The organism is Sporolactobacillus sp. CQH2019 (genome assembly GCF_028765345.1).
Classification (GTDB): domain Bacteria; phylum Bacillota; class Bacilli; order Bacillales; family Sporolactobacillaceae; genus Sporolactobacillus.
The window spans coordinates 317,334-337,918 of sequence record NZ_JARAJZ010000003.1 but is presented as its reverse complement, the minus strand read 5'-3'; the positions used below and the strand labels follow the sequence as shown (position 1 = coordinate 337,918).

Genomic DNA, 20,585 nt, shown 5'->3' with positions numbered 1-20,585 from the left:
TGATTATCAACCTCCTAAGGCGGTTATTCGATCATTTAGACTCTTTATCCAATCAGCGAGTGGCATATCAATCATTCCGTCGGGCTTAACGGTTGGATTAAATATTTGTGGCACAATGTCTGGATCACTTGTCCAACTTTTGAGCAGATTAAGATATTTTTTATCGATAGGTGCCATCAAACCGGGATCCGTAAGTGTGACTAAAGTGATCGCCCAATTCGTATCTTTTGGAATGCTGTTCCAAGTCTTATACATCTCCGGGAAAGCCAATCCTTTATCTGTAGCAGTAACGTTTAGCGCATTACCTTGTCCAGGTATGTCATCAAGTTTGTTTTTATCATCGGATGAAAGCAATCCGTCGCTGCTTCCTGTCGCAAGATCGTAGTAAGGGATATTAATCTGACTTGGATCATATCCAGCCGCAAATGTTGTACCCGGTCCAATCTGTGATTGATCTTCCTGCAGCTTTCCCTCAGACTTGGTCAGATCGAGTTTTCCATCCGGAGTAGTTAAATCATTGATTTTTATAACAGATTCCGATACCGTTGGACTTAACGCTGTGTCTTTAATTGACCCGCTGCTGTCGATCACCTTATTAACCGTACTAGCCGCGGCCGAAAATCCAGACATGACATTGACCGCGTCTTTAACGGTATTTGATGATGTGACTTCCGGCGGTTTATTCACGGCCGGATATTTTTTATAGGCAATAATCTGGACATCGATATCCAGATCCATCGGCTCATAGATCAGCAGTCGGTGCTCACCGCGCTGCACGTCTTCTTTCACCTTCAGTGGAGCCGTGATGCTGACATCCGGCTCATCATTGAGCTGCGACGGCAAGTAGGCACGCATCGAATCCTCATTTGTAAACCGGTCATCTCTGATCGGGTCAGCATGGCGTTCACCATATATACCAATATTCGGGCTTTCATAGGTAACCGGAGGAAACACATAGGACCCGTCTTCATTCTGTTTTCCATAGCCGCGAATGACCGTTTTTATGGCGCTTGTATCAATCGACATCTGAACTTCGTCTGTGTTGTACTGATACCTGATTTGCTTATCGGTCATCATGCCCCACTCAGCTTCTGAATAGATGATCAGATGCTTGTTATCAGCTTCGAGGACGCCGCCAAACTTTGAAAGAATATCGCTAAGCATAGATAGGGCATTCGCGTCGCCAAAATTGTCGATCTGTACTGTCGGAAAGCTTCCGACAGTCTCCCAGGTGAAGCCGTGCACATTTCCGCCAAAAGCCCAATCCATCGCTTCATCAATTGACCATATTTTTGACTGCTTATCGTACTGCCGATGGTCCTGGCAGGTAAAATAAATATGCGGTGCCGAAATATCTATCGTAGACAACGGACCTGTGCCCTTCGGGTCAGTATGATTAATGACAAACTGCTGTCCCTGGTAGATGATCTTGGATTCATTTTTCAGCATGGCGTAAGTGATCGAATTTCGGGCTGTCTTTAGTGCAGTAAGGCTGAGCGACCAGGCTGAGTTTTTCTGCCATTCTTCAGTCAGGCTGGCCGGATCATAATCGATTAAAATTTCTTCGTTTGTCCCATCGTTAACCAGCAAATCATCCAAAGTCGTTCACCTCACTTATATAGAAAATAAAATCCAAAAGTTGACTCCGGATTTGTGAGTCCGGATAGCTGCATATCATTCCAGCCAGGCGCCATACTGATCAGCCCATGATTGGTATCACGACCACAGCTGACGCCGTTTAACTTCGGATAAATACCGTCGATCGTCAACTCATCGCCGGAGGATAGCGCCGGAAAATACTGAAAAACTTCTCCGGTTGTCTGGTTCGTCAGTATCGGGCTGCCTGTCCCTTTTATGCTTATCAGGCAGAAGTGAAATCGTGGGTTAACTCGGACATTCCCGGCGTTAAATATCCGGAAACTGCTTTCCGTGTGGTGATAGATTAGGTCTTCATCCATCGGGAAGCCCTGGCCGATCATCTGATATTTTTCGGACTGCATATTGATCGGGTCAATATCCGTGCGTCCCTGGCTTTCAGCGAAACCCCGAAAGGCTTCAAACTGTATCGTGAATGTCCCGGATCGAAGATTACCTATTTTCGTAAACTCGAACGGTTTGCATTTGACTAAGTAGCGGAATCCCGGCATCCGTGACCAGCTGATATAAAACGGGTCATAATCAAATATTTCTGCCCATATCGCGCGCATGGCTAGCGCATAGTCCCAGCGGTCTGTACCGGAATAGAGAAAATCAGCCTCAATGATCCGAAGATCAAAAGTCGTCCCATTATCCTGCCGTCCGTCTACGCCGGACATCTGACCATAATCCGTCGCAGGCTGTGGGCCCATATCGCGAACGCTGAGGAGATGCGCGCCTTTAATATCCGTGACAGCCTTTTTTGTCCCATCCAGTTTTTCAATAATTAATGTTTCTGCCATGCGATCAGCCCCTCATATACGCTAACTGATTCAAGCGCTGAGCCTGAAGCCGGCTAACCGTCGACTCCATGGCTTTTTTGTCGATTATCACGTCGCTCGGCTTAACAAGCAATTTCATCAGTAAATCATTCTGCTGCTGGAGAAGATTGACCACTGCCGAATTGGATCCAGACAGCGACGAGTTATCGACAGCGCTTGATCCAGTTACTGATGGAGCGGTTACTGCCGGAATTGACGGTACCGCGGCCTGTGCCAGCTGTCCGGCCGCAGACGAAACAGAACCCGCCATTCCAGCAATACCATTGACCAGGCCTTGCCCGGTCATTTGGCCAACCCATGCCATGACCTTCGATGGCGAGTGGATGCCGAGCATGCTCATGATCTTCGATTTGATGCCGCCGGCAACCCGTTTCACCGCGTCCCAGACAGCGCCAGCCATTGATCCGATACCATTGACCAGGCCCTGGATGATGTTTTTTCCAATATTCCAGAGATTGATTCCGCGTAGAAATCCAATTGCCGCATTCCAGCCCCGAGAGACGGCACCGCGTACGCCGCTCATGACACTGCTGACGACACTGCGCATCGCATTGAAAGCACCGCTGACAGCTCCCCTGGCGCCGTTGACGGCTCCGGATATAGTTCCCCTTATTCCGCTCCATACGCCGGAGATAAAACCACGTATGCCGCCCATGACGCCGCTAACGATAGCGCGGATCACATTAAATCCGCCGGATACTGCGCCCCGTATGCCATTGATCGCCCCAGAAAAAACGCTTCTGATCACGTTCCAAACGGACCGGATGATTGATGATATTCCGCTCATACCAGATCGTGCAAGTCGTACATAAGCGCTAAAGCCACCGGTTACGAAACTCCTGATTCCGTTAAGGGCGCCCATAAAGATTGATTTGATCAGATTCCAGGCACCACGTATAAAGCCACCAGCAAGCCCGCCAAACGCTCTCAATGGCGCAAGAAGTTTAGATACAAAGAACAGATTAATCAGCCCCCAGATCAGCTGCAGTGAGCCGGAGAGCAGGTTCTTGATGCCAGACCAAAGTTTGCCCCAGTTTCCAGTAAACAGTGCCGCGAAGATCTGAATAATCGACATGATCACGGTCACAGCGCCCTGAATCGTATTCTTGATTGCGTCCCATGTGGACACAATTAAAACGCGAATAACTGGCCAGATCAGGCGCATAATCGACATAATAATTGTCATCACGGTACGAATGATCGTACTGATCACATTCCATACATTCATCGTCGCCTGCATAATCATCGCGCCGTTCTGCTGCCAGAAGGCCCTGATTTGGTTCCATATTGCCATGACAAACGGAAGAACGGCAGCCATGACCTGTCGGATCACATTTATAATTGCGTTCCAGACAACTGTAGCTGCTGCCTGAATTGATTGCCAGATGGCAATCACGCCATTTCGGAAAGCCTGGTTCCTGTTGTATAGCGTTGTAAAGGCTACCGTTAAGCCAACAATTACAGCTATAACCGCAGCGACAATTCCGATTATCACGCCAACTGGACCGGCAAGCGCGGTAAATCCAGCCATTAAGGCCGGAAGCGCCCCGATTAATAACAAAATCGGTCCGATAAGCAGGAGCAGAGCCGCTGTCACCGCCGCACCAATGGCGATAAAAGACTTCATTCCAGGCGATAACTTATTAAATCCATCTATGACAGACTGGACGACCTGGACAACAACTTTCAAAGCCGGAAGCAGTGCATTTCCGAGTGAAATACCTGCTGTTTCCAGCGATCCTTTCAGCTGTTCGACAGCGCCGCTGAAGGTATTCATCTTCTGGGCGGCCACATCTGCCGCGGTCACTTTACCCATCGCCGTAGACATATCAGTGGCACCCTTGGCGCCTTCATGCATCATGATGTTGGCTGCACGGACAGCATCAGTACCGAACATCGTCTTCAGTGCCTGCTGCTGTTGCGCAAGCGTGAGCCCTTTCAGACGGTCCTGCAGGATCTGCGAGATGTCGGACAGGCTCTTAAACTTCCCGTTCGCCCCGACAAACTCATTTGATCCGCTTTTTGTGATAATGCCTAGCTGCTTCATTTCATTTGCAGCTGCTTTGCTCTGCGGCTGTAGATTCAGCAGCATCGTTTTCAGCGAAGTTCCGGCATCCTGTCCTTTCAATCCGTTCTGCGCAAATTCTGCCAGAGCCGTCGCCGTATCTTTAAACGTAAATCCAGCACCAGAGGCAACGGCAGAGACGGCAGACAAGCCAAACTGCAGTTCACTTACATCAGTGGCTGATGCATTGGCTGCGCCGGCAAGAATATTCCCAGCCTGTGCCACAGACAAATTATCATTTTTAAAGGCGTTCAGAGCTGTCGAAGCGATCTGAGCCGCGTCAGCCAGATTCAAGTCGCCGGCAGTCGCCAAGTCAAGGGCACCTTTCAAACCGCCATGCATGATGTCTGTGACCGACACGCCGGCTTTCAGCAGCTCTCCAATACCATTTGCCGCCTCAGTGGCCGAATATTTTGTCTTGGCGCCCATCTGAATAGCCAGATCCTGCAGAGCGCCTTTGAACTTATTGACTTCATCCGGAGCCATGACTGAATAAGCATTGGCCATTGCCTGGTCAAAGTCTGCAGCACTTTTGACAACCAGACCGAGACCGGCAGCCATGCCCGCACCGGCAACCGTTACGGTACTACCGGCAGATTTTAAACTATTAAAGGTATTGTCTGAGGACTTTTTAGCGTCATCGAAGGCTTTTTTATAGTCCTGAGACAATTTTCCAGCCGCCCGGCCATTGTTTGCGAGTTCGGTATTCGTCGTTTTCAGTTTCCCGTCAAGATCCCGCAGCTTCTGTTCGGTATTAATGACTTCACGCTGAAAACCGCGATACTGAGATTCGCCGATTTTTCCGGAAGCAAACTGCTGTTCAACCTGAGACTGTGCAGACTTCAGCTGATTCAGCTTGTTCCGTGTCGCTTCAATCTGCGCCGTCAGGATCTTCTGCTTCTGCGCGACTAGGTCGATATTCCCCGGGTTAAATTTCAGCAGACGTTCGGTATCTCGCAATTCGGACTGTAGCCTGTTTGCCTGAGCATTGACGGAAGACAAAGCCTTTTGCAATCCGACTGTTGACCCGTCAATTTCAATCGTTATGCCTTTAATTCGTCCGGCCATGCTTCTACCTCCCGTCTGTTAAAATTGATCAAAGTCTGCCTGTGTCGCATCGCGTGTATTGCTATTACTGTTACTATCCGGATCGTCTGACTGCTGCATCATGTCGACGTACTCATTTACGTAATCAAGCGCTCCGCCAATCTCTATGTCGTCCAAATCCGCCCGCGTCAATCCGGTTTTATAACAAAGAACAAGGTACTGTTCAGTCGTGATCGGATCGTCAGTATCTTGTTCCTTTATACGTTTTTTTTGGTCTGTACCATCGACGTCAGCATATCCTGAATCTCAGGGATAATTTCCACAATGGGGAACGTCTCGAAGCCATCCAGCCAGGTCATCGGCTCCGGAATAGAAGGATCAGCTGTCTTGGCCATCGTCCAGACAAGATCATAAAAAATGTCAAAATCAACCTGGGCTAAATCGTCCGGAGTCAGTTTTTTCTTCTTTCCCAGCTTCTCAAAGGCTGTCATCCCCATTAATTTTGAGAAGAAGTCTTCATGAAACTGGGCCTTAAAACGCAAAGGAAAAGCGCCCGACGTTTTCAACCGGACGCTTTTTCCATCAATCGTTATTGTTTTTTCCAAATTTAATCGCTCCTTATGCCACAGTCACAGCGCAGGTATCGGTGAAGCTTCCATCGGCAGTCTTCGCTGTGATCGTTGCCGACCCTACAGCGACTGCAGTAATAAGACCTGTATCTGATACCGTCGCAATGGTCGGGTCACTGGAAAGGTAGGTGACATTACGGTTCGTCGCATTAGCCGGGCTGACCGTTGCCGCCAGCTGCTGGATTGCCCCAATGGCCAGACTAATTGTATCCGGAACGAGCGTCAGTCCGGTGGCAGGGACGAGCGTCGGCTCATAAACAGCATCATACCAGCCGTTATATACTGCATCCGAAACCGTGCTTGACGTATTCGCCTTAACGATCCGGTTATCGGGGCGCGGAGCGGACGTAAATTCAAGCGTCGTCGTCTGGACTTCTGTCTTGTCCGATTTCGTCGCACTAGCCTGCTCCGGACGGCTTGCCGAGCAATAATAAACAACATGGCGAGTCGCTTTCTTATCGCCCTGAAATTCAAACAGCAGCGCGAATTTGCTTCCGTGACTATCCGCGTTTTCAATCATGGCCTCGCCATTATTCGTCTCACCCAGACAATCTTTGCGGAAGTCCTCTGTCAGTCGAGAAAGTTCAAACTTTCCGTCGTAGCCGTTATTTGTGTCTTCCTGGTAATAAGTCGTGTCATCTGCAAAAAACTGAATCGGGTCGCCACTGGCCGTCAATGTCAGATTGACAGAACCGGGTAGCGGCTTCGGAATACCAAAAGAAAGGGTTCCGTCTGCGTTTTCGGTGATTTTAGAATAATGCGCATTTCGCAGGCCATATCTTACCTTATTTTCAGGCATTATCGAATCAACTCCACTTCATAAATTTTTTCAAAAAGCTTTTCTGTATCAATCCAGACCTCAGATGAGGTATAAGCAATGTCGTTGTCATCTAGCAGCTGTTCCAGAATAGCCTCGGTTGCCGGATCTTTCTTATCGGTATAGAGTTCAATCTCGACATAGTCGATTTTCTGATATACCCTATCGTCGGCAATCATGTTTGGAGAATCCGGCACCCAATAGCAAATAAACGGCGGAGGAGGACATACCGGATACTGCTGAGACGGCATCCAGTGTGAATAAAAGACCGGTTTCCCGGTCTGCAAAAGAATCTGATAGAGTTCAGCAAGTGTCATCCCCTCACCGCTTTCTCCGACGCGCTGGTAAACTTATCAATCACTTTCTGTTCAACCGGTGCGATGTGCGGATAAGCCCGCACACGACCGCCGTTACGCTTTGCATGTCCATACTCTAGCAGATGCGTCAGTTGATAATCGGTCCGGTTATGGACGACATAACCATATTTTGTTTTCTTCCGAGTCCAGCCTTTTGCATAGTCTCCGGTCTTTTTCGGACTCGTCGTCCTTAGCTCGGAAACAGCCTCTTTCGAGATTTTATCCTTTGCATCGTCGAGTTCCTGAGTCACGTCATCCGTGTATTCTTGCAAAGCCTGAGCGATTTCATCAGCTAGATTAATGGGCACCGGATCTCACCTCGCAGTACAGCTCAATCGTCTCGTCATGCGTTTCATACTTCCGATAGATCGAGTAGACAACGCCCTCAAACTTCACCGTTTGCTCATTCTGATAGTCGAACTGCCCGACGATCAGACAGATTTCCGGTTTTATTCCCTGCTGACCGCCGGCGAAAAATTCGCTTTGCGGAATCGGCTTCCTGTCGCAGAATATTTGCCGCGAATAGTCAACAGTTTGCGTCGGCTGCCCAAGCTCATCGGTCGTTTCTGTGATTACAGGAAAGAACAGAATATAGTTCATGGCGTCGTCGTCCCTGTCGTCGTGGTATCCGGATCCTGATAATCACCAGACAGTGCGAGATGCGTTTTCAGAAGATCGTAGGACAGCTGAAAGCGTTCCGTATCGGCCACATTGTCCAGAAAGTTTGCTTTGCAGTATACAACAATGGCCCGCTTAATCAGCGGGTCAATTGAGTCAGTAGCTTCTGAGACCGCCTGTCCCACGCCGCTATAAAATAAGTCCTTCCGGGCTGCCAGAATCAGGTCATTAATCTCGGAATCAAGCGCCGTATGAGTTACTCGAAGCGCCGTTTTCACATCAGGAAGCAGAACATCAGTTGCCATCAGGAATCACCCTCAGGGCGGAAGGCTTTGCGACAAAACCTTTTTTAGCGAGATCATTAATTCTTCTACTCTCAGCAGAATACTCATCCCCGATCTCGAAGATTTCACCGGTTTTCTTATCCTGAAAAGGTTTAAGCACCATTCCGGTCATATGTCATCACTCCCTTACGCATTCGGAAGATTGCGGATGAGCGCGAAGGCCTGTTCGTCGATAACATCACCGTCAACAACACCATAAACCACATAATCGGTCGTACGCTCTTTGGCGTGGTCTTCAGTAACCAGAGACAGCGCTTCGTTGACGTTGAAGATAAGGCCCTGACGAGTAGCGCCGAACAGGATATTTCCAGCAGAGAGACCCGCGTCAGGCTTAACGGTCATGCCAAAGATCCGGCCGACGCCGCCGCTCGTTACGTCTGGGATAAACAGCGGGCGTCCCGTGTTGTCTTTAAGCGTTGCCAGCTGATTCCAGATTGTCGCATTGTTGGCATAGATTGAAGCGCTGTTTGCATAAGACGAATGCAGCTTAGCCACCGCCTGGACTAGCATGTCATAGGTCAGCGGTACCGGTGTCGTTGCATTGTCCGGATCGTAGGTCACGATCTGCGGTGTACCCGCCTGGGCAATCAGAGCCGTTTCAACGCCGCGCGGTTCCGGAGGTGTTGCCGTGGATCCTTTGCCCTGTGCCGCTGCATAGCCGAGGGCAACGCCGCAACGATCGCCGAGCTCATTCTGCAGGAACGGAAGAAAAGCATCCATGGCCATCGATTTCAGTTTCCATGACACGGTTGCGGCTTTCGACAGCTCGCGGCCGTCAAGGTCAAAGGTGCCAAAGGTATTCTGCTCGTCTTCTGTCGGTGTCGGTTCGTCATACCACTTTGCGTCACCGGCGGCAATTCCTGTGTGTTTCGGGATGGAGAATTTACCGGAAACGCCGAATTTCTGGGCATCGGCATACAGCGGATAGGCCTCTTCAGCCCGCTTCCAGATAGCCGTAGCCACTGTTTCAGGAATCAGGATACCAGTGTTACTTGTATCGTGGGTAAATGCGTTCTGGGGCTGTCCAATCTGTGGCTGAATATTTTTGGCTTTGTAGATATTTTCTTCGTCCGCATTCATGGACCGGTTAGTCAGTTTTTTGTAAAAGGCGACCTTGTAAAGACCAGATTCATCTTTCGGCTTGATTCCCTCAATTTTCCCCACCTGCTTTGCCCCCTCAACAGCTACGCTCTTGTTTTCCAGTACAAGGCCTTTTGTTTTGTTCTGCAGAGCAGCCAGATTCGCCTGTTCCAGCTTGATATCATCCCACTGCTTATCCAGTGCTTTTACCTCTTCCATTTTAGCTTTGGCTTCTGCAGCTTTTCCGTCATTGATCAGGGTCTGTGCGGCAGCCATCAGCTCATTTCGCTGTTTCAGATACTGTTCTTTATTCATTGTCAGTCACGCTCCTTAAGCGATAGTAGATTAAATTCAGCGATTAAAAGGTCCGTCGTATCAGCCGGTTTCGGCTTAACGATCGGGCCCAATTTGTTACGTATTTTATTAATCACGGACAGAGGCAACATCTGCTGAACGGATGCTGTCGCAACCAGCGGCGCGGGCTCGCTATTTAGAAACATGACCTCATCGGCAAACCCTTTTTGAACAGCGTCAGCCGGCGTCATCCAAGTTTCGTGATCCATCATGGCCTTTAATTCCGCGTCATCTATGCCTGTCTTCAGCTTGTAGGCGTTGCGCGCGGTCTCATTGGTCTTCTGAAGCCATTCGGACGCGTGGTCCATTGCACGGTAATCGCCGTCAGCTGGCATCGACGCGTTGTGGATCATCATCTGTGCCGTTGGAGACATCAGCACTTTACTCCCGGCCATAGCGATTAGCGACGCTGCAGAAGCTGCCATGCCGACAACTTTCACGACGACATTACCCGGATACTCTTTCAGAGCTGTATAAATCTCGCTGCCGTCGAAGACTGATCCGCCTGGAGAATTGATCTCTACTTCCAGATCGTCGCCGTTTGCCGCCATCAGCTGGCTATGCACCGAATTCGGGCTTGTCGCATCCATCTCCAGCCAGTCATAAACCCACTGATAGTCGTTCGGGATAATGACGCCCTTAATACCAATCTTTGTTGTCACATTTGATCACCTCCTACTGTGAGCTGGGCGGCTGCGATGTTGGCTGAGTATCTAGCCGGCGGATCATCGTGTCGCCGCCATCAACCGGAGCCATGTTCAGAATGGACCGGACTTCATTCGGCGACATAATACCGCGATCAACAAACTGAACAAGACCGAGCTTGGTTTGCATGCTGGCAAACGTCAAGTTTGAGCTTTCAAACACGATCCGGTTTCCAAAGCCGCGTTCACGCCGGTTAAATAATTTTCTGGTATATTCACCGCTTAGCTGCATGGCATCCGGTTCAATCGTCGCCTCGTAATAACTGATCCATTCGTCTTCGTTATAGGTGCTTTGAACGATTTTATCGTTCGTATTGAAAAAAGAATAAATCCTCTGTTTGGCTAGATCCATCTGTTTTTCATTTGGAACGTAGTCTTTCGGGTCAACCTGTTTTGCATCCGCCTTGGCGTCCGTGGCAGCAACTCCGACCGTATCGCTTTCAGTGTTCAGATAGTCATCGACGAACCGCTTGACCTCTTTCTTCTGGTCCTCTGGCCTCAGCGTCGTTGTAAACTTCAGCAGCCAGCGGATCACCGCTGAATTTTTGATCGCGTAGACAATACCCTGGTCGGTTGTATTCACGACCTCCATGACGGAAGTCAGCGCCTGTGATGGATTCTCGCCAAACAGATCATCCGTATTAAAATCCTTTCGGAGATGTATGATGTCCGTATAGTGAAAGGTGACTGTCCGGCCATTCAATAAACTGAATTGCAAGAAAAGCTCTCCGGAATCATCAACCAGACCTTGTACGCCAATTGCCGTGATCGGGTAAATCTCCATCGGTGTGCCGTTCGGATCACGATTAATATAGGCAAACGCGTTATTGTTCAGTTCCAGCTGCACGGCCAGCTTTTCTTGCAGCATTTGCCCGGTCATATAGGGATTTGGCTCTTCGAGCAGCATCCTCATATAGACATCCGGATTGACTGACGAGCCTGTCGCCGAATCCCGGATATGCTTTCCAATCAGCTTACCCATTGCCCGCGCTTTCGGACGTATAGCCGCGCGCACAATATCGGACTCATACAATTTCCCAGACCAAGAATAAAATCCGTTGCCCTGATCAGTAATCATTTTAAACTTCTGAGTTACCTTGACAGCTCGATTAAACGGCCACAAGCCATCACCTCCCTTCAGATCATGTTGCTGTACTCATCAAACATATCTTTCAGAACAATGTAGCCGTCAGCCAGGGAAGCCACGCCGTCAATACGTTTACGGTTGTCCATTCCCTTCACCAGCTGAATATTCCCGTTGATATCCGCCTTAATCTCCGCATTGCTCAGGCACCACATATCAATTGGATTTCCGTTATGGACAATCTTTCCGGCATGCAGGTCTGCTTTCAATTCCTTCAGCGGCTGGGACATCGTGGCCGGTCCCTGCCGGATCGGAATCATGCTGTTCGGCCCGAACTCTCCCTGAAACATGCGCAGTGTCGCATCATCGACATGCCAGGGATCGTAGCCGATGTACAGGATATACAGGTCGTCGTCGTCCCGCAGCTCTTTAAACCAGTTCAGAAAAACGATCTTGTCCACTTTGTTGCCCGGATAGGATCGAAGTAGCCCCTGACGTTCCCAGAGCAGATATGGAACGCTATCGCGCTCCCTGCGGTTGCCGTCCTGCGTCATCTGATTGAGCACTTCTTCAGGCAGCCAGTACATCGACTTCAGATAAATCTTGTCATCGTTCGGTCGCATGCACAGCGCATGAGCACTGTTTAGGTCCGTCGTATCGGCAGCATCGAAGCAACCGATACCATAGCGGAAACCCATCTTGTCAAATTCGAACCGTTCCTTATTCTCGATCTCGTCCCAAGTGAGCCAGGCGCTTGCCGAGTTTTCCTTGATGTTAAAATCCTTGACCATGACGGTCGGCCGGAATCCCGGATCCTGCTTTGCCTTTTCAACGTTTCCTTTCAGGTACTCAAACGACTTGATGGTTCCCAGCCCCGGGTTCGCCTTGATCCACATTTTCGAGTTGTCCCACTCATCGCGATCATCCAACTCATAGATCAGCGGCAGGAAACGATCGTCTTTGATCTTCCCATCCAAAACACCGATTGCGTAGTCATACTGAGCATCAAAAATACTGCCACGGACAAAACCGTTTGTCGTGATACAGGTCAAAAGCGGCTGACGACGTGAGGACATCGACTGCTTCATTAAGTCGTAAATATCGCGGTTCTTAATGGCTGCCAGTTCGTCGATAATCACCGCGCTGGCGTTCAGGCTGTCCAGAGTATTCGTATTACTGGCCAGCGCCTTAATCGATCCGAGATTAAACGACGAATATAAATCTGACTGCCGCTTTCTCAAATGCCGGCGAATATCTGGGCTTTGCTTCGTCATGTTCCAGGCTTCGACGAATCCTTTTTTCGCCTGGTCCTGCTTCGTCGCAATGAAATAGACTTCCGGAGCACCTTCGCCATCGGCAATATCGAAGTACAAGGAATCGGCGGCAAGCTCTGTTGTCTTACCGTTTTTCCGTCCACGGATGTCCAGCACTTCCTGATACTGCCGCTCTCCTGTCTGCGAATTGACGAAACCAAAAACCGCCTGATGCTTCGCCTTTTGAAAAAGTTGAAGTTCAAGCGGTGCTCCAATTGTACCTTGAGATTGTTTGCAAAACTTTTCGATGAACTCAATCGGCCGGTTCCCGGCATCTTCATCAAAGATCCACGGTTTATATTTCTCCGGATGCTCCAGCTTGTCCAAAAGCATCTTGTAGACCTGCTTAATACGGTGGCAGGCGACGATCCTGCCACTCAAGACGGCGCGTGCGTACTCTTCCAGGTAGGTCATGACTTGATAAAGTCCATCAGTGCGTCTTGCTTTTCTCCATTCTTTCCGATTCCCTGATCGGGAAGGAAGTCGCAGAGCTGTTTGACGACCGAGGAATAATTTTTAATCATCGTGTTGTACACATCAACTTCGGGGCTCTTTTTCGTCCCCCATTGATTCTCGCCGTTTTGATATTTACTGATCACGCCGTTTTCATTGATCGCTTTCTGCAGGTCTTCCAAAGTCACCGCCATAAAAGCTGCATTATTCATCAGCGACTGAACCGATGTCAGCTGATTTTTTGGTAAACCTTTGAAAATTCGCTTCAGGCGATTATACTCTTTTTTTATCCGGCCATCTTTCGACAACTCCTTTGATGTCATGGTAAAAACTCCTTTATCAGACTACACCCTCGCATATAATTTCATATCCAGCTAAATTGTTGTCCGTTCACCGGTCTCCGTGAGGTGCCAACGTTTTTCTTGACAGGGGGGGTCTATTTGTGTATCAAGTTACCTTCATTGTCGAATGCAAATCCATTTCTCGTCGCTGAATATTTTTCAAAGTGTTCTTTGTTATGACAATCTTTACACAACAATTCGAAGTGTTCATCATTCAGTGCAATGCTTGGATTGTTTATGTTCTTTGGACTGAGATATATCTTGTGGTGGACGATCGTTCCCGGTTGCCCACATCGTTCACATAATCCATAGCGTTTAACGATATATGCATGCCTGGCCTTCTGCCATGCTGCTGACCGATAGAACTTCTTTGCCCATGGCTTCATGATTTATCACGCCCATAATAAAAAGCGCCCTCATCAGGCGCTTAAATACCCTCTCACTAATAGTGACGCTATGGGCGACAAATGGGCGACAAGTATCTATTTATTTTTTCTTTTGCTCGATCAAAATATGTTCTGACTGTGCGGCGAGATAAATTAAGCTCATACGATATCTGGCGTTCTGTAAGTAAGTAGGCTTCATGCAAGATATAAATGTCTCGTTCTCTCTTGGTCAGAATCATCAGTACCGATGAAATCATTCGCTTCTCATCCTCGGTTAGTTCTTTCTCTGGCTCTGCCTGTAGCGATGGGAATAACTCGGTATCATAAATGACTGTTGTCTGATAGTTCCGTTCAGCACCACGACGACTTCCCGGCTCGCGTCCATGCTTCATCCAGGTCAGGCTGTACGACAGGTTCGAGATCAGGCGGTTCACCGCTGACCGTTCTTCAGCGCTGTCTATCTTTTCGTGATAATCCTGAAGTTCGTGCATCGTGGTCTCATATTCGTCAATTAATTTCCCGACCCACGGCATCTTACTGATGGTCACTCTTGACCGCCTCCAATCGCGCCTTTACCGCTTCAAGCAGCGCGTTCTGTCCAGCTGCCTTTTTCTGCAGCACCTTCATGACCTGTTCATCGACGGTCCCTTCAGCTACCAGATGATGCACAATCACGCTTTGCGTCTGACCTTGCCGGTCTAGTCTGGCATTCGCCTGCTGATAAAGTTCCAGTGACCAGGTCAGCCCAAACCAGACAATGATATGGCCGCCATCCTGAAGATTCAGGCCATGACCGGCACTCGCAGGATGGACCAGCAGCATCGGGATCCGGCTGGCATTCCATCTCTCGATATCCCTCGAGTCTGTCAACTCGCGCGCATCTTTGAACCTTGCTTTCAATCGTTCCAGATCATGCTTGTACTGGTAGAATACGAGAATCGGCTGACCGTTCGACTCTTCGACGATGTCTTCCAGCGTGTCCAGTTTTGCGGAATGCAACTCCTGCACCTGACCATTCTCGTTATATATGGCTCCATTCGCATACTGCAGCAGCTTGTTCGACAGCACCGCCGCATTGTTCGCGACGATATCGCCGGTAGAAAAGGGAAGCAGGAGATCACGTTCCAGCTGCTTGTACTGTTTTTTTGCCGCCGGACTCAGCCTGACCGATACGACATTATCGATGCGCTTCGGAAGGTCTAAATAATCAGCTGCCTTCATGCTGACACAAATATCTGAAATCTCATTCTGGATCACCTCTTCGGCATGATCCTTCAAACGCCAGCTGTAAACAATCTGCCGGTTACGCTGATCCGGTTCAAAGTATCGGGCACGATAGGCGCTGATCGTTTTTCCCAGTCGCTCGCCGCCATCCAGAAGATATATCTGTGGCCATAAGTCGATCAGTGAATTCGGTGCCGGCGTTCCGGTCAACCCAACAATCCGATGGATCAGCGGCCGGACTTTCTTCAGTGCCCGAAACCGCTTGGCTTTTGACGACTTGAAACTCGACAGCTCGTCGATCACCACCATGTCGAATGGCCATTTTTTTGCGTAGTAGTCAACCAGCCAGACGACGTTTTCCCGGTTCGTCACGTATATGTCCGCCGGCTGCATTAATGCCCGGATCCGCTTGTCCAGCGATCCTAAAACCTTCGACACACGAAGACTTTTCGTATGATCCCATTTTTCCGTTTCCCGTGACCAGGTATCTTCAGCCACCCGCTTTGGCGCGATCACCAGCACTTTCGCCACGTCGAAATAGTCATATAGCAGTTCGGATATAGCCGTAAGAGAGACAACTGTTTTGCCTCAACCTAAGCCCATATCCAAAAACAGTCCGGACGCTGGCATCTTTTCAACTCGATCAATGCAGTAACTCTGATAACTGTGGGGTATGAACTTCATCGTGGCATCACCTCCTGAATTAAGTCGTCAATTCCTTTGTCCGAATCTATTTTCACGGCTTTAAAGCCAAGACCGTTTAACTGTTTTTTTCGATATTCCTGCAGCGCTCTCAGATTTTTTCCCGGTGCTTTCATCTCGACAAACACGATCCGGCCACCTGGAAAAAGTAGAATCCGGTCCGGTACTCCTGCCAATCCCGGAGACACCCACTTTGCGGCTATGCCTCCCAGTTTCCTGACCTCGCGTCCCAATCGTCGCTCCAATCTGCTTTCCTGCATTGATGCCTACCTCCCCTGAAAATCTTTACAAGGACCAAGGACCAATCTTTTGAAAAACATATATAAACCCTGTTTATAGAATATAGATTATAATCATTCTAATCTATAATCTATATATCCTATTATTATTATTATTATTATTATTAAGGTCCTATGGTCCCTTATATAGGTTTAGGTACTGATATACTAGGCTTTTACTCTGGACCAAGATATAGACCATGACCGGGACCTTAGAGGTCATGGTCACCATACTGTAAATTTATTACTTTTTATTACATTTTTTACTAGGTCCCTTTTTGACCTTGGTCTCCTACTGTTGGTCCTCCAACACATAGGCCTTTTGCTTTCCATAAATTTTAAATTTCATGCGCCCTCTGTTTTTGTCATAAGGCACCCAGCCGCTGATATTTTCCAGAATGTCGCTGATCTCTCTGGACCGCATCGGATTCATATCCTCCGGTCTGTTCCCGAAGCATTCAGCCCAGATTTCCATCGCACAGGTTTTGTCGCGGATGTTTACACCTTTTTCCCGAATACTCGGATTTTCAGACAACCATGCCCGGCGCTGACCGAGTTCCCAGTCGTCCCAGCTGGCCGGCGTGTTCGTGTTCAGGTATTCTTCCACCAGGCCGAACTTGTCGTCCTCTTCCAGGTGCGCTTCCTGCATCGCCTGGGCGGCTTTTTCAAGTTCAGGAGACAGCAGCAGTGACTCGTGCTGATCCCAGGCGTGCTTTGCTTCCGCCCATATCTGATCGAGCTCGTCGCCTTTAAGATCGTTCCAGACATCCTTTTTGTGCGCGCATTTCTTAATTGTGACTGGCCACCAGCGGCGGTTTCCGGTCTTGTCGATCAGGAACATACTGATGTTGGTTGTCCCAAAAAACACGCACTGCCGCGGAAACTCCTCGACATGATGGCCGTAACTGACCCGGAACCGGTCAACCTGCTTTGCCGTGAAGTGTTTGACCGCTTCTGTCTCTGCACGTCGTGTCGCCTTGAGCTCGGCCAGTTCGATCAGCCAGGTTCCCTGCAGCTGCTCGTAGGCATCCTTGCCCTTAATCGTATCCAGGCTGTCGCTTGTCCAGCCATGGCCAAGGCGGCGAATGAAATAGCTTTTCTTTGCCCCCTGTGGACCAACCAGGACAAGAATCTGGTCAAACTTGATGCCCGGCTTCATGATCCGTCCGACCGCGGCAATGAGCATCTTCCGTGTCACGGCCCGGACATACGGCGTATCATCGGCGCTGAGATAGTCGATAAGGATCGTGTCCAGTCGCGGCGTTCCATCCCACTCGAGCCCGTTCAGGTAGTCACGGACCGGATGAAAGGCGTTGTCCTGGTTCACTTCATCAACAGCGTCAGCGACGTTCTGCTTATGGCTGATGCCGTAAATGTCGCTGAGGTAGTTACGCAGGCAGGCATCATCTGAGTCCTTCCAGGCGACGCCCCGGCTGCGCTTTCGCCATGGCAGATCGTCGATCAGTTCTTGGCGGTGCGTGAAGTCATTCAGCGCAAACTTGCCGGCAAGATTTTCATCGTTGCGCAGAATGATCTTGATATTCTTCACCGATTTGTCAAAACTGCCGTCCTTGTTCTGGTCCAGTCTCTTAATCCAGTCGCTATTATCCTTGAAATCCTCACTCGCTTCAGCCAGCCGCTCTTTAATATTCGTTTCCTTGACTTTTCCGTCCTGACGGGCAAAGTCGATCATGGCACTGTAGCTTGGCAGCTTCACCGTCGGCGTCCCAAACTCGGCATCGTCGTCTAGGTCATGAAACTTGTGGATCCGGACCAGATCGAAGGCATTGACCAGCTGTCCGCCCATCGGATCCGTTCCGTGATGGCTGTACGCGAATAGGTCATCGTCATAGACAATCATGCCGCCGGTCGTTGATCCGGCCGTGTATGTGTACCGGTGCGCGCCGGCTGCGGGTGCATAGACATCCGGAAGAAAAGTTTCGAGTGCTTCGGTGATCGTGTACGCCCGGCAGAAAGCGCCGACCATTCCCGGCTTCTCCAGTGGGTTTCCCTGCTTGTCGGCCAGTTTCTGCCGCTGCTGTTTCTGCCGGCTGGATTCCGGCCAGTAGGACGGATCCTTCCAGTCCGGATACCGGGCAAGCACACTGTCAGGATCCAGCCAGGCAGTATCCTGGAAGCGGAAGAAGTAGGGCACGTCAGACGGCGATGACGGCCAGTACATGAGGCGCTCTGCTTCATAAGTCGTGTCATCGAAGAAATCAATGCCCAGGTCTTCCGCGATCTTCCGTGCGAGCGGCTGGTATTCATCTGCCGTTACTGGACGCGACAGTGGGATGATCAGCCGAAGCCGCGGTCGAGCTGGCGTGTGCTTGTGCGTACTGTAGGCGACAATGGCGCAGTCTAGGGCGATTTCGACCATGTCCCATAAGTCGCCTTTGATAAAATCGGCGTCCAGCGTCAGCAGGCTTCTGAAAGCCACCTGTCCGCTCTTGCGCCGGCCACTTTTAAGCGTTCCGCCTACAAAGCCACCACGGTCTTTCACAGCGTCCTGCTGGGGCTTTGATAGTTTCATATAATCGCTGTGCGTTTCGCCCGTGACGGCTGTCTTGCGCAGTCTCGCGACAAGATCTGACCACAGCAGCTGTTTATTTTTCCAGTGCATCTCTTTCCGGCTCTTACCGACAGCGATCGTCAGCTGGCCGTCATGCTGCACCTGTTGTTGTTTTGCAGGATCGTTCATTCGTTCTCACTTCCTGTCATCGTTCATTTCTATATAGCTTAAAAAATAGTTCATTACGTTCGTCTTGCCATTCTTTTCTTGGCTCATAGCCGGCCGCATAATAGCGGTCAATGGCTTCGAGCAAATCGTCAAGCCTTTGCTGTAACCAGATATTTTTAGGCATAATGCCAAGTGGTGGCTTAACCATGACCTCCGCTCCTTTCTTTTATGGCGCATCCGTGTCGAACTGCGAATTAAAAATATCCTGAACAATCCCAAAGGCTAAGTTGTCCTTTAGCTTTTATTGGACTCAGTAATGCTTGCACCGGCCTTGTACGTTTCGATCCAGTCATCGTAGTAATCGACAAAGTTGATTACCCTTTTTCTTGTCATTTTGCTGTTGCTCCTTTCTCTATTTGATAAGTTATCTTTTTAAGCTTTTCAGCAATTTTGTGCTGGTGATCTTTCCATATTTTGTGTTTTTCATAGTCTTCCAGGAACAGTGGTACCTCCGGGCTCTCAATATGATCCAGATACCGCTGATCTTTCCAATTCACACCGAGTTCCCGGGCGTTTGCGTCGGTATATGGAATCACGTTCAGACTGCTGAACTGCAGGGCATCGTCGTTGTCATTTTGAATAAAGAATGCGCCTCTAGCTTCCCTTGTCAGCACATCGCAATGGACAACGCAGGCGTTGACACCACGGATTATCAGGTTGAATAATAAAAATGGAATTGCCCTATCGCTTAGATCCTCACAGTGGTAAAAATGATCTGATGGGAAGTAGTCCATCGGCGTGTATTGCATCCGATCATGCTGCCACTTTTGAATGGTCAGCCCGCCGGTACCGGCCGCGCAGTCATAATTAGTCCCTTTATCATGCCCGATGAGTGTTGACAGCACACGACTGACTGACACCGGTGTAAAATCCTGTTTTTTCTTTACACGGTCGGCTGCTTCGTCCTGAAAATATTGATAAAACCAGTCATAGCTGACATCCGATTCGATCGTTAGGAATTCACGAAATAACTTTTCTCTACGTTCACGGTCAAACAGGATCTTCATTAGTCGGTCCGGGGCCTTCCAGCTATCATCAACGCCGAAGAGCTCATTTATCTTTTCCGTCGTCAATTTCATTTTTTATCTGCTCTCTTTCCGATACCGTGTTTATTCAAAATTTTGTAGATATGAGGTCTTCCGCAATGCATTTTCTTTTCTATTTTGTTCATAGACAATCCGCTCAGATAGGCGTCGATGATCTCCTGATCAGATGCTGGAAGTTGTCTTTTTCGTATACCATTTCTATGTTTCCAGCTGCTAAGTGTCGTGCGATGGATACCGATTTCATCAGCTATCTCTTCATCACTAAATCCCCGTCTTCGGTAGTCAAAGTATTGTCCGCGCGACATGTTTAATTTTGTCGGATTTCCTACCTTTGGCTTTTCCTCAATCGCGGCCAGCCTTTCGCCGGCATCCCTGATCTTCGCGTACAGCTTGCAGGTGCCGCACTTTTTTTCCGGCCGCGTGTGGCTGCTGTACGAGTAACGTTTTGGACAGGTTCCGCACTGATCCAGAAGATGGCATATTTCCAGTCGCACCTGCGCTGCTTTTTCTCGGTCCATAAGCGATCA

The 20,585-nt window shown here is 49.3% G+C and carries 23 protein-coding genes and 1 pseudogene; all 24 read right to left on the bottom strand.

Translation table 11 applies throughout. The annotated features are described in order from the left end of the window. Positions 1-6 precede the first annotated feature (6 nt). Complete coding sequence (locus tag OYT88_RS06345; RefSeq protein ID WP_274398691.1) at positions 7-1,599, bottom strand: phage tail protein; 1,593 nt, start codon at positions 1,597-1,599, stop codon at positions 7-9. 11 nt (positions 1,600-1,610) lie between these two features. Beyond that, positions 1,611-2,438, bottom strand: coding sequence for a phage tail domain-containing protein (locus OYT88_RS06340; protein ID WP_274398690.1), 828 nt, complete (start codon positions 2,436-2,438; stop codon positions 1,611-1,613). A gap of 4 nt (positions 2,439-2,442) precedes the next feature. After that, positions 2,443-5,610: a phage tail tape measure protein gene (locus OYT88_RS06335; RefSeq protein ID WP_274398689.1), complete on the bottom strand. Its 3,168-nt coding sequence runs from the start codon at positions 5,608-5,610 to the stop codon at positions 2,443-2,445. Positions 5,611-5,628: 18 nt separating this feature from the next. Continuing rightward, complete coding sequence (locus tag OYT88_RS06330) at positions 5,629-5,766, bottom strand: hypothetical protein (protein WP_274398688.1); 138 nt, start codon at positions 5,764-5,766, stop codon at positions 5,629-5,631. Positions 5,767-5,846: 80 nt separating this feature from the next. After that, entirely contained in the window at positions 5,847-6,194 is a 348-nt protein-coding gene (locus OYT88_RS06325) for a hypothetical protein (RefSeq protein WP_274398686.1), read from the bottom strand. Positions 6,195-6,207: 13 nt separating this feature from the next. Next, on the bottom strand, positions 6,208-7,017 hold the full coding sequence (locus tag OYT88_RS06320; protein WP_274398684.1) for a major tail protein: 810 nt from the start codon (positions 7,015-7,017) through the stop codon (positions 6,208-6,210). After that, positions 7,017-7,352 (bottom strand): hypothetical protein, encoded by a 336-nt coding sequence (locus tag OYT88_RS06315; protein ID WP_274398682.1) that lies wholly within the window; start codon positions 7,350-7,352, stop codon positions 7,017-7,019. The genes OYT88_RS06320 and OYT88_RS06315 overlap by 1 nt, the downstream gene beginning before the upstream one ends. Then, on the bottom strand, positions 7,349-7,699 hold the full coding sequence (locus tag OYT88_RS06310; RefSeq protein ID WP_274398680.1) for an HK97 gp10 family phage protein: 351 nt from the start codon (positions 7,697-7,699) through the stop codon (positions 7,349-7,351). The genes OYT88_RS06315 and OYT88_RS06310 overlap by 4 nt, the downstream gene beginning before the upstream one ends. Further along, complete coding sequence (locus tag OYT88_RS06305; protein ID WP_274398679.1) at positions 7,689-7,991, bottom strand: phage head closure protein; 303 nt, start codon at positions 7,989-7,991, stop codon at positions 7,689-7,691. The genes OYT88_RS06310 and OYT88_RS06305 overlap by 11 nt, the downstream gene beginning before the upstream one ends. Continuing rightward, entirely contained in the window at positions 7,988-8,314 is a 327-nt protein-coding gene (locus OYT88_RS06300) for a head-tail connector protein (protein WP_274398678.1), read from the bottom strand. Before OYT88_RS06300 ends, OYT88_RS06305 begins: the two co-directional genes overlap by 4 nt. Beyond that, positions 8,304-8,465, bottom strand: a complete 162-nt coding sequence (locus OYT88_RS06295; RefSeq protein WP_274398677.1) for a hypothetical protein — start codon at positions 8,463-8,465, stop codon at positions 8,304-8,306. Before OYT88_RS06295 ends, OYT88_RS06300 begins: the two co-directional genes overlap by 11 nt. 14 nt (positions 8,466-8,479) lie before the next feature. Then, a complete protein-coding gene (locus tag OYT88_RS06290) occupies positions 8,480-9,748 on the bottom strand; it encodes a phage major capsid protein (RefSeq protein WP_274398675.1) in 1,269 nt (422 codons plus the stop codon). Positions 9,749-9,750: 2 nt separating this feature from the next. Then, positions 9,751-10,449, bottom strand: a complete 699-nt coding sequence (locus tag OYT88_RS06285) for a head maturation protease, ClpP-related (RefSeq protein WP_274398674.1) — start codon at positions 10,447-10,449, stop codon at positions 9,751-9,753. 13 nt (positions 10,450-10,462) lie between these two features. Beyond that, on the bottom strand, positions 10,463-11,569 hold the full coding sequence (locus OYT88_RS06280; RefSeq protein WP_274398762.1) for a phage portal protein: 1,107 nt from the start codon (positions 11,567-11,569) through the stop codon (positions 10,463-10,465). 59 nt (positions 11,570-11,628) lie between these two features. Further along, entirely contained in the window at positions 11,629-13,302 is a 1,674-nt protein-coding gene (locus OYT88_RS06275; RefSeq protein WP_274398673.1) for a terminase large subunit, read from the bottom strand. Continuing rightward, positions 13,299-13,664 carry a hypothetical protein gene (locus OYT88_RS06270; RefSeq protein WP_274398672.1) on the bottom strand — a complete coding sequence of 122 codons (366 nt, stop codon included), beginning with the start codon at positions 13,662-13,664 and terminating at the stop codon, positions 13,299-13,301. The genes OYT88_RS06275 and OYT88_RS06270 overlap by 4 nt, the downstream gene beginning before the upstream one ends. Positions 13,665-13,777: 113 nt before the next feature. Beyond that, positions 13,778-14,068: an HNH endonuclease gene (locus OYT88_RS06265; RefSeq protein ID WP_338000541.1), complete on the bottom strand. Its 291-nt coding sequence runs from the start codon at positions 14,066-14,068 to the stop codon at positions 13,778-13,780. 68 nt (positions 14,069-14,136) lie between these two features. Then, positions 14,137-14,616, bottom strand: coding sequence for a sigma factor-like helix-turn-helix DNA-binding protein (locus OYT88_RS06260; protein ID WP_274398670.1), 480 nt, complete (start codon positions 14,614-14,616; stop codon positions 14,137-14,139). Next, positions 14,603-15,976: pseudogene (locus OYT88_RS06255) on the bottom strand (DEAD/DEAH box helicase family protein). The gene OYT88_RS06260 and the pseudogene OYT88_RS06255 overlap by 14 nt, the downstream one beginning before the upstream one ends. Further along, positions 15,973-16,254, bottom strand: a complete 282-nt coding sequence (locus OYT88_RS06250; protein ID WP_274398669.1) for a VRR-NUC domain-containing protein — start codon at positions 16,252-16,254, stop codon at positions 15,973-15,975. The pseudogene OYT88_RS06255 and the gene OYT88_RS06250 overlap by 4 nt, the downstream one beginning before the upstream one ends. A gap of 310 nt (positions 16,255-16,564) precedes the next feature. Further along, complete coding sequence (locus OYT88_RS06245) at positions 16,565-18,973, bottom strand: virulence-associated E family protein (RefSeq protein WP_274398667.1); 2,409 nt, start codon at positions 18,971-18,973, stop codon at positions 16,565-16,567. 16 nt (positions 18,974-18,989) lie between these two features. Continuing rightward, entirely contained in the window at positions 18,990-19,160 is a 171-nt protein-coding gene (locus OYT88_RS06240; RefSeq protein ID WP_274398666.1) for a hypothetical protein, read from the bottom strand. Positions 19,161-19,341: 181 nt separating this feature from the next. Then, positions 19,342-20,091, bottom strand: coding sequence for an N-6 DNA methylase (locus tag OYT88_RS06235; RefSeq protein WP_274398664.1), 750 nt, complete (start codon positions 20,089-20,091; stop codon positions 19,342-19,344). Further along, positions 20,088-20,576: a terminase gpP N-terminus-related DNA-binding protein gene (locus OYT88_RS06230; protein WP_274398662.1), complete on the bottom strand. Its 489-nt coding sequence runs from the start codon at positions 20,574-20,576 to the stop codon at positions 20,088-20,090. Before OYT88_RS06230 ends, OYT88_RS06235 begins: the two co-directional genes overlap by 4 nt. Positions 20,577-20,585: the final 9 nt, after the last annotated feature.

What these genes read in the sequence shown, in the direction of transcription:
- OYT88_RS06275 (WP_274398673.1), bottom strand. Translation starts at nt 13,302, where the DNA reads ATGACCTACCTGGAAGAGTACGCACGCGCCGTCTTGAGTGGCAGGATC.
- OYT88_RS06265 (WP_338000541.1), bottom strand. Translation starts at nt 14,068, where the DNA reads ATGAAGCCATGGGCAAAGAAGTTCTATCGGTCAGCAGCATGGCAGAAG.
- OYT88_RS06340 (WP_274398690.1), bottom strand. Translation starts at nt 2,438, where the DNA reads ATGGCAGAAACATTAATTATTGAAAAACTGGATGGGACAAAAAAGGCT.
- OYT88_RS06315 (WP_274398682.1), bottom strand. Translation starts at nt 7,352, where the DNA reads ATGACACTTGCTGAACTCTATCAGATTCTTTTGCAGACCGGGAAACCG.
- OYT88_RS06295 (WP_274398677.1), bottom strand. Translation starts at nt 8,465, where the DNA reads ATGACCGGAATGGTGCTTAAACCTTTTCAGGATAAGAAAACCGGTGAA.
- OYT88_RS06320 (WP_274398684.1), bottom strand. Translation starts at nt 7,017, where the DNA reads ATGCCTGAAAATAAGGTAAGATATGGCCTGCGAAATGCGCATTATTCT.
- OYT88_RS06245 (WP_274398667.1), bottom strand. Translation starts at nt 18,973, where the DNA reads ATGAACGATCCTGCAAAACAACAACAGGTGCAGCATGACGGCCAGCTG.
- OYT88_RS06280 (WP_274398762.1), bottom strand. Translation starts at nt 11,569, where the DNA reads ATGATTACTGATCAGGGCAACGGATTTTATTCTTGGTCTGGGAAATTG.
- OYT88_RS06290 (WP_274398675.1), bottom strand. Translation starts at nt 9,748, where the DNA reads ATGAATAAAGAACAGTATCTGAAACAGCGAAATGAGCTGATGGCTGCC.
- OYT88_RS06235 (WP_274398664.1), bottom strand. Translation starts at nt 20,091, where the DNA reads ATGAAATTGACGACGGAAAAGATAAATGAGCTCTTCGGCGTTGATGAT.
- OYT88_RS06250 (WP_274398669.1), bottom strand. Translation starts at nt 16,254, where the DNA reads ATGCAGGAAAGCAGATTGGAGCGACGATTGGGACGCGAGGTCAGGAAA.
- OYT88_RS06300 (WP_274398678.1), bottom strand. Translation starts at nt 8,314, where the DNA reads ATGGCAACTGATGTTCTGCTTCCTGATGTGAAAACGGCGCTTCGAGTA.
- OYT88_RS06335 (WP_274398689.1), bottom strand. Translation starts at nt 5,610, where the DNA reads ATGGCCGGACGAATTAAAGGCATAACGATTGAAATTGACGGGTCAACA.
- OYT88_RS06230 (WP_274398662.1), bottom strand. Translation starts at nt 20,576, where the DNA reads ATGGACCGAGAAAAAGCAGCGCAGGTGCGACTGGAAATATGCCATCTT.
- OYT88_RS06270 (WP_274398672.1), bottom strand. Translation starts at nt 13,664, where the DNA reads ATGACATCAAAGGAGTTGTCGAAAGATGGCCGGATAAAAAAAGAGTAT.
- OYT88_RS06240 (WP_274398666.1), bottom strand. Translation starts at nt 19,160, where the DNA reads ATGGTTAAGCCACCACTTGGCATTATGCCTAAAAATATCTGGTTACAG.
- OYT88_RS06305 (WP_274398679.1), bottom strand. Translation starts at nt 7,991, where the DNA reads ATGAACTATATTCTGTTCTTTCCTGTAATCACAGAAACGACCGATGAG.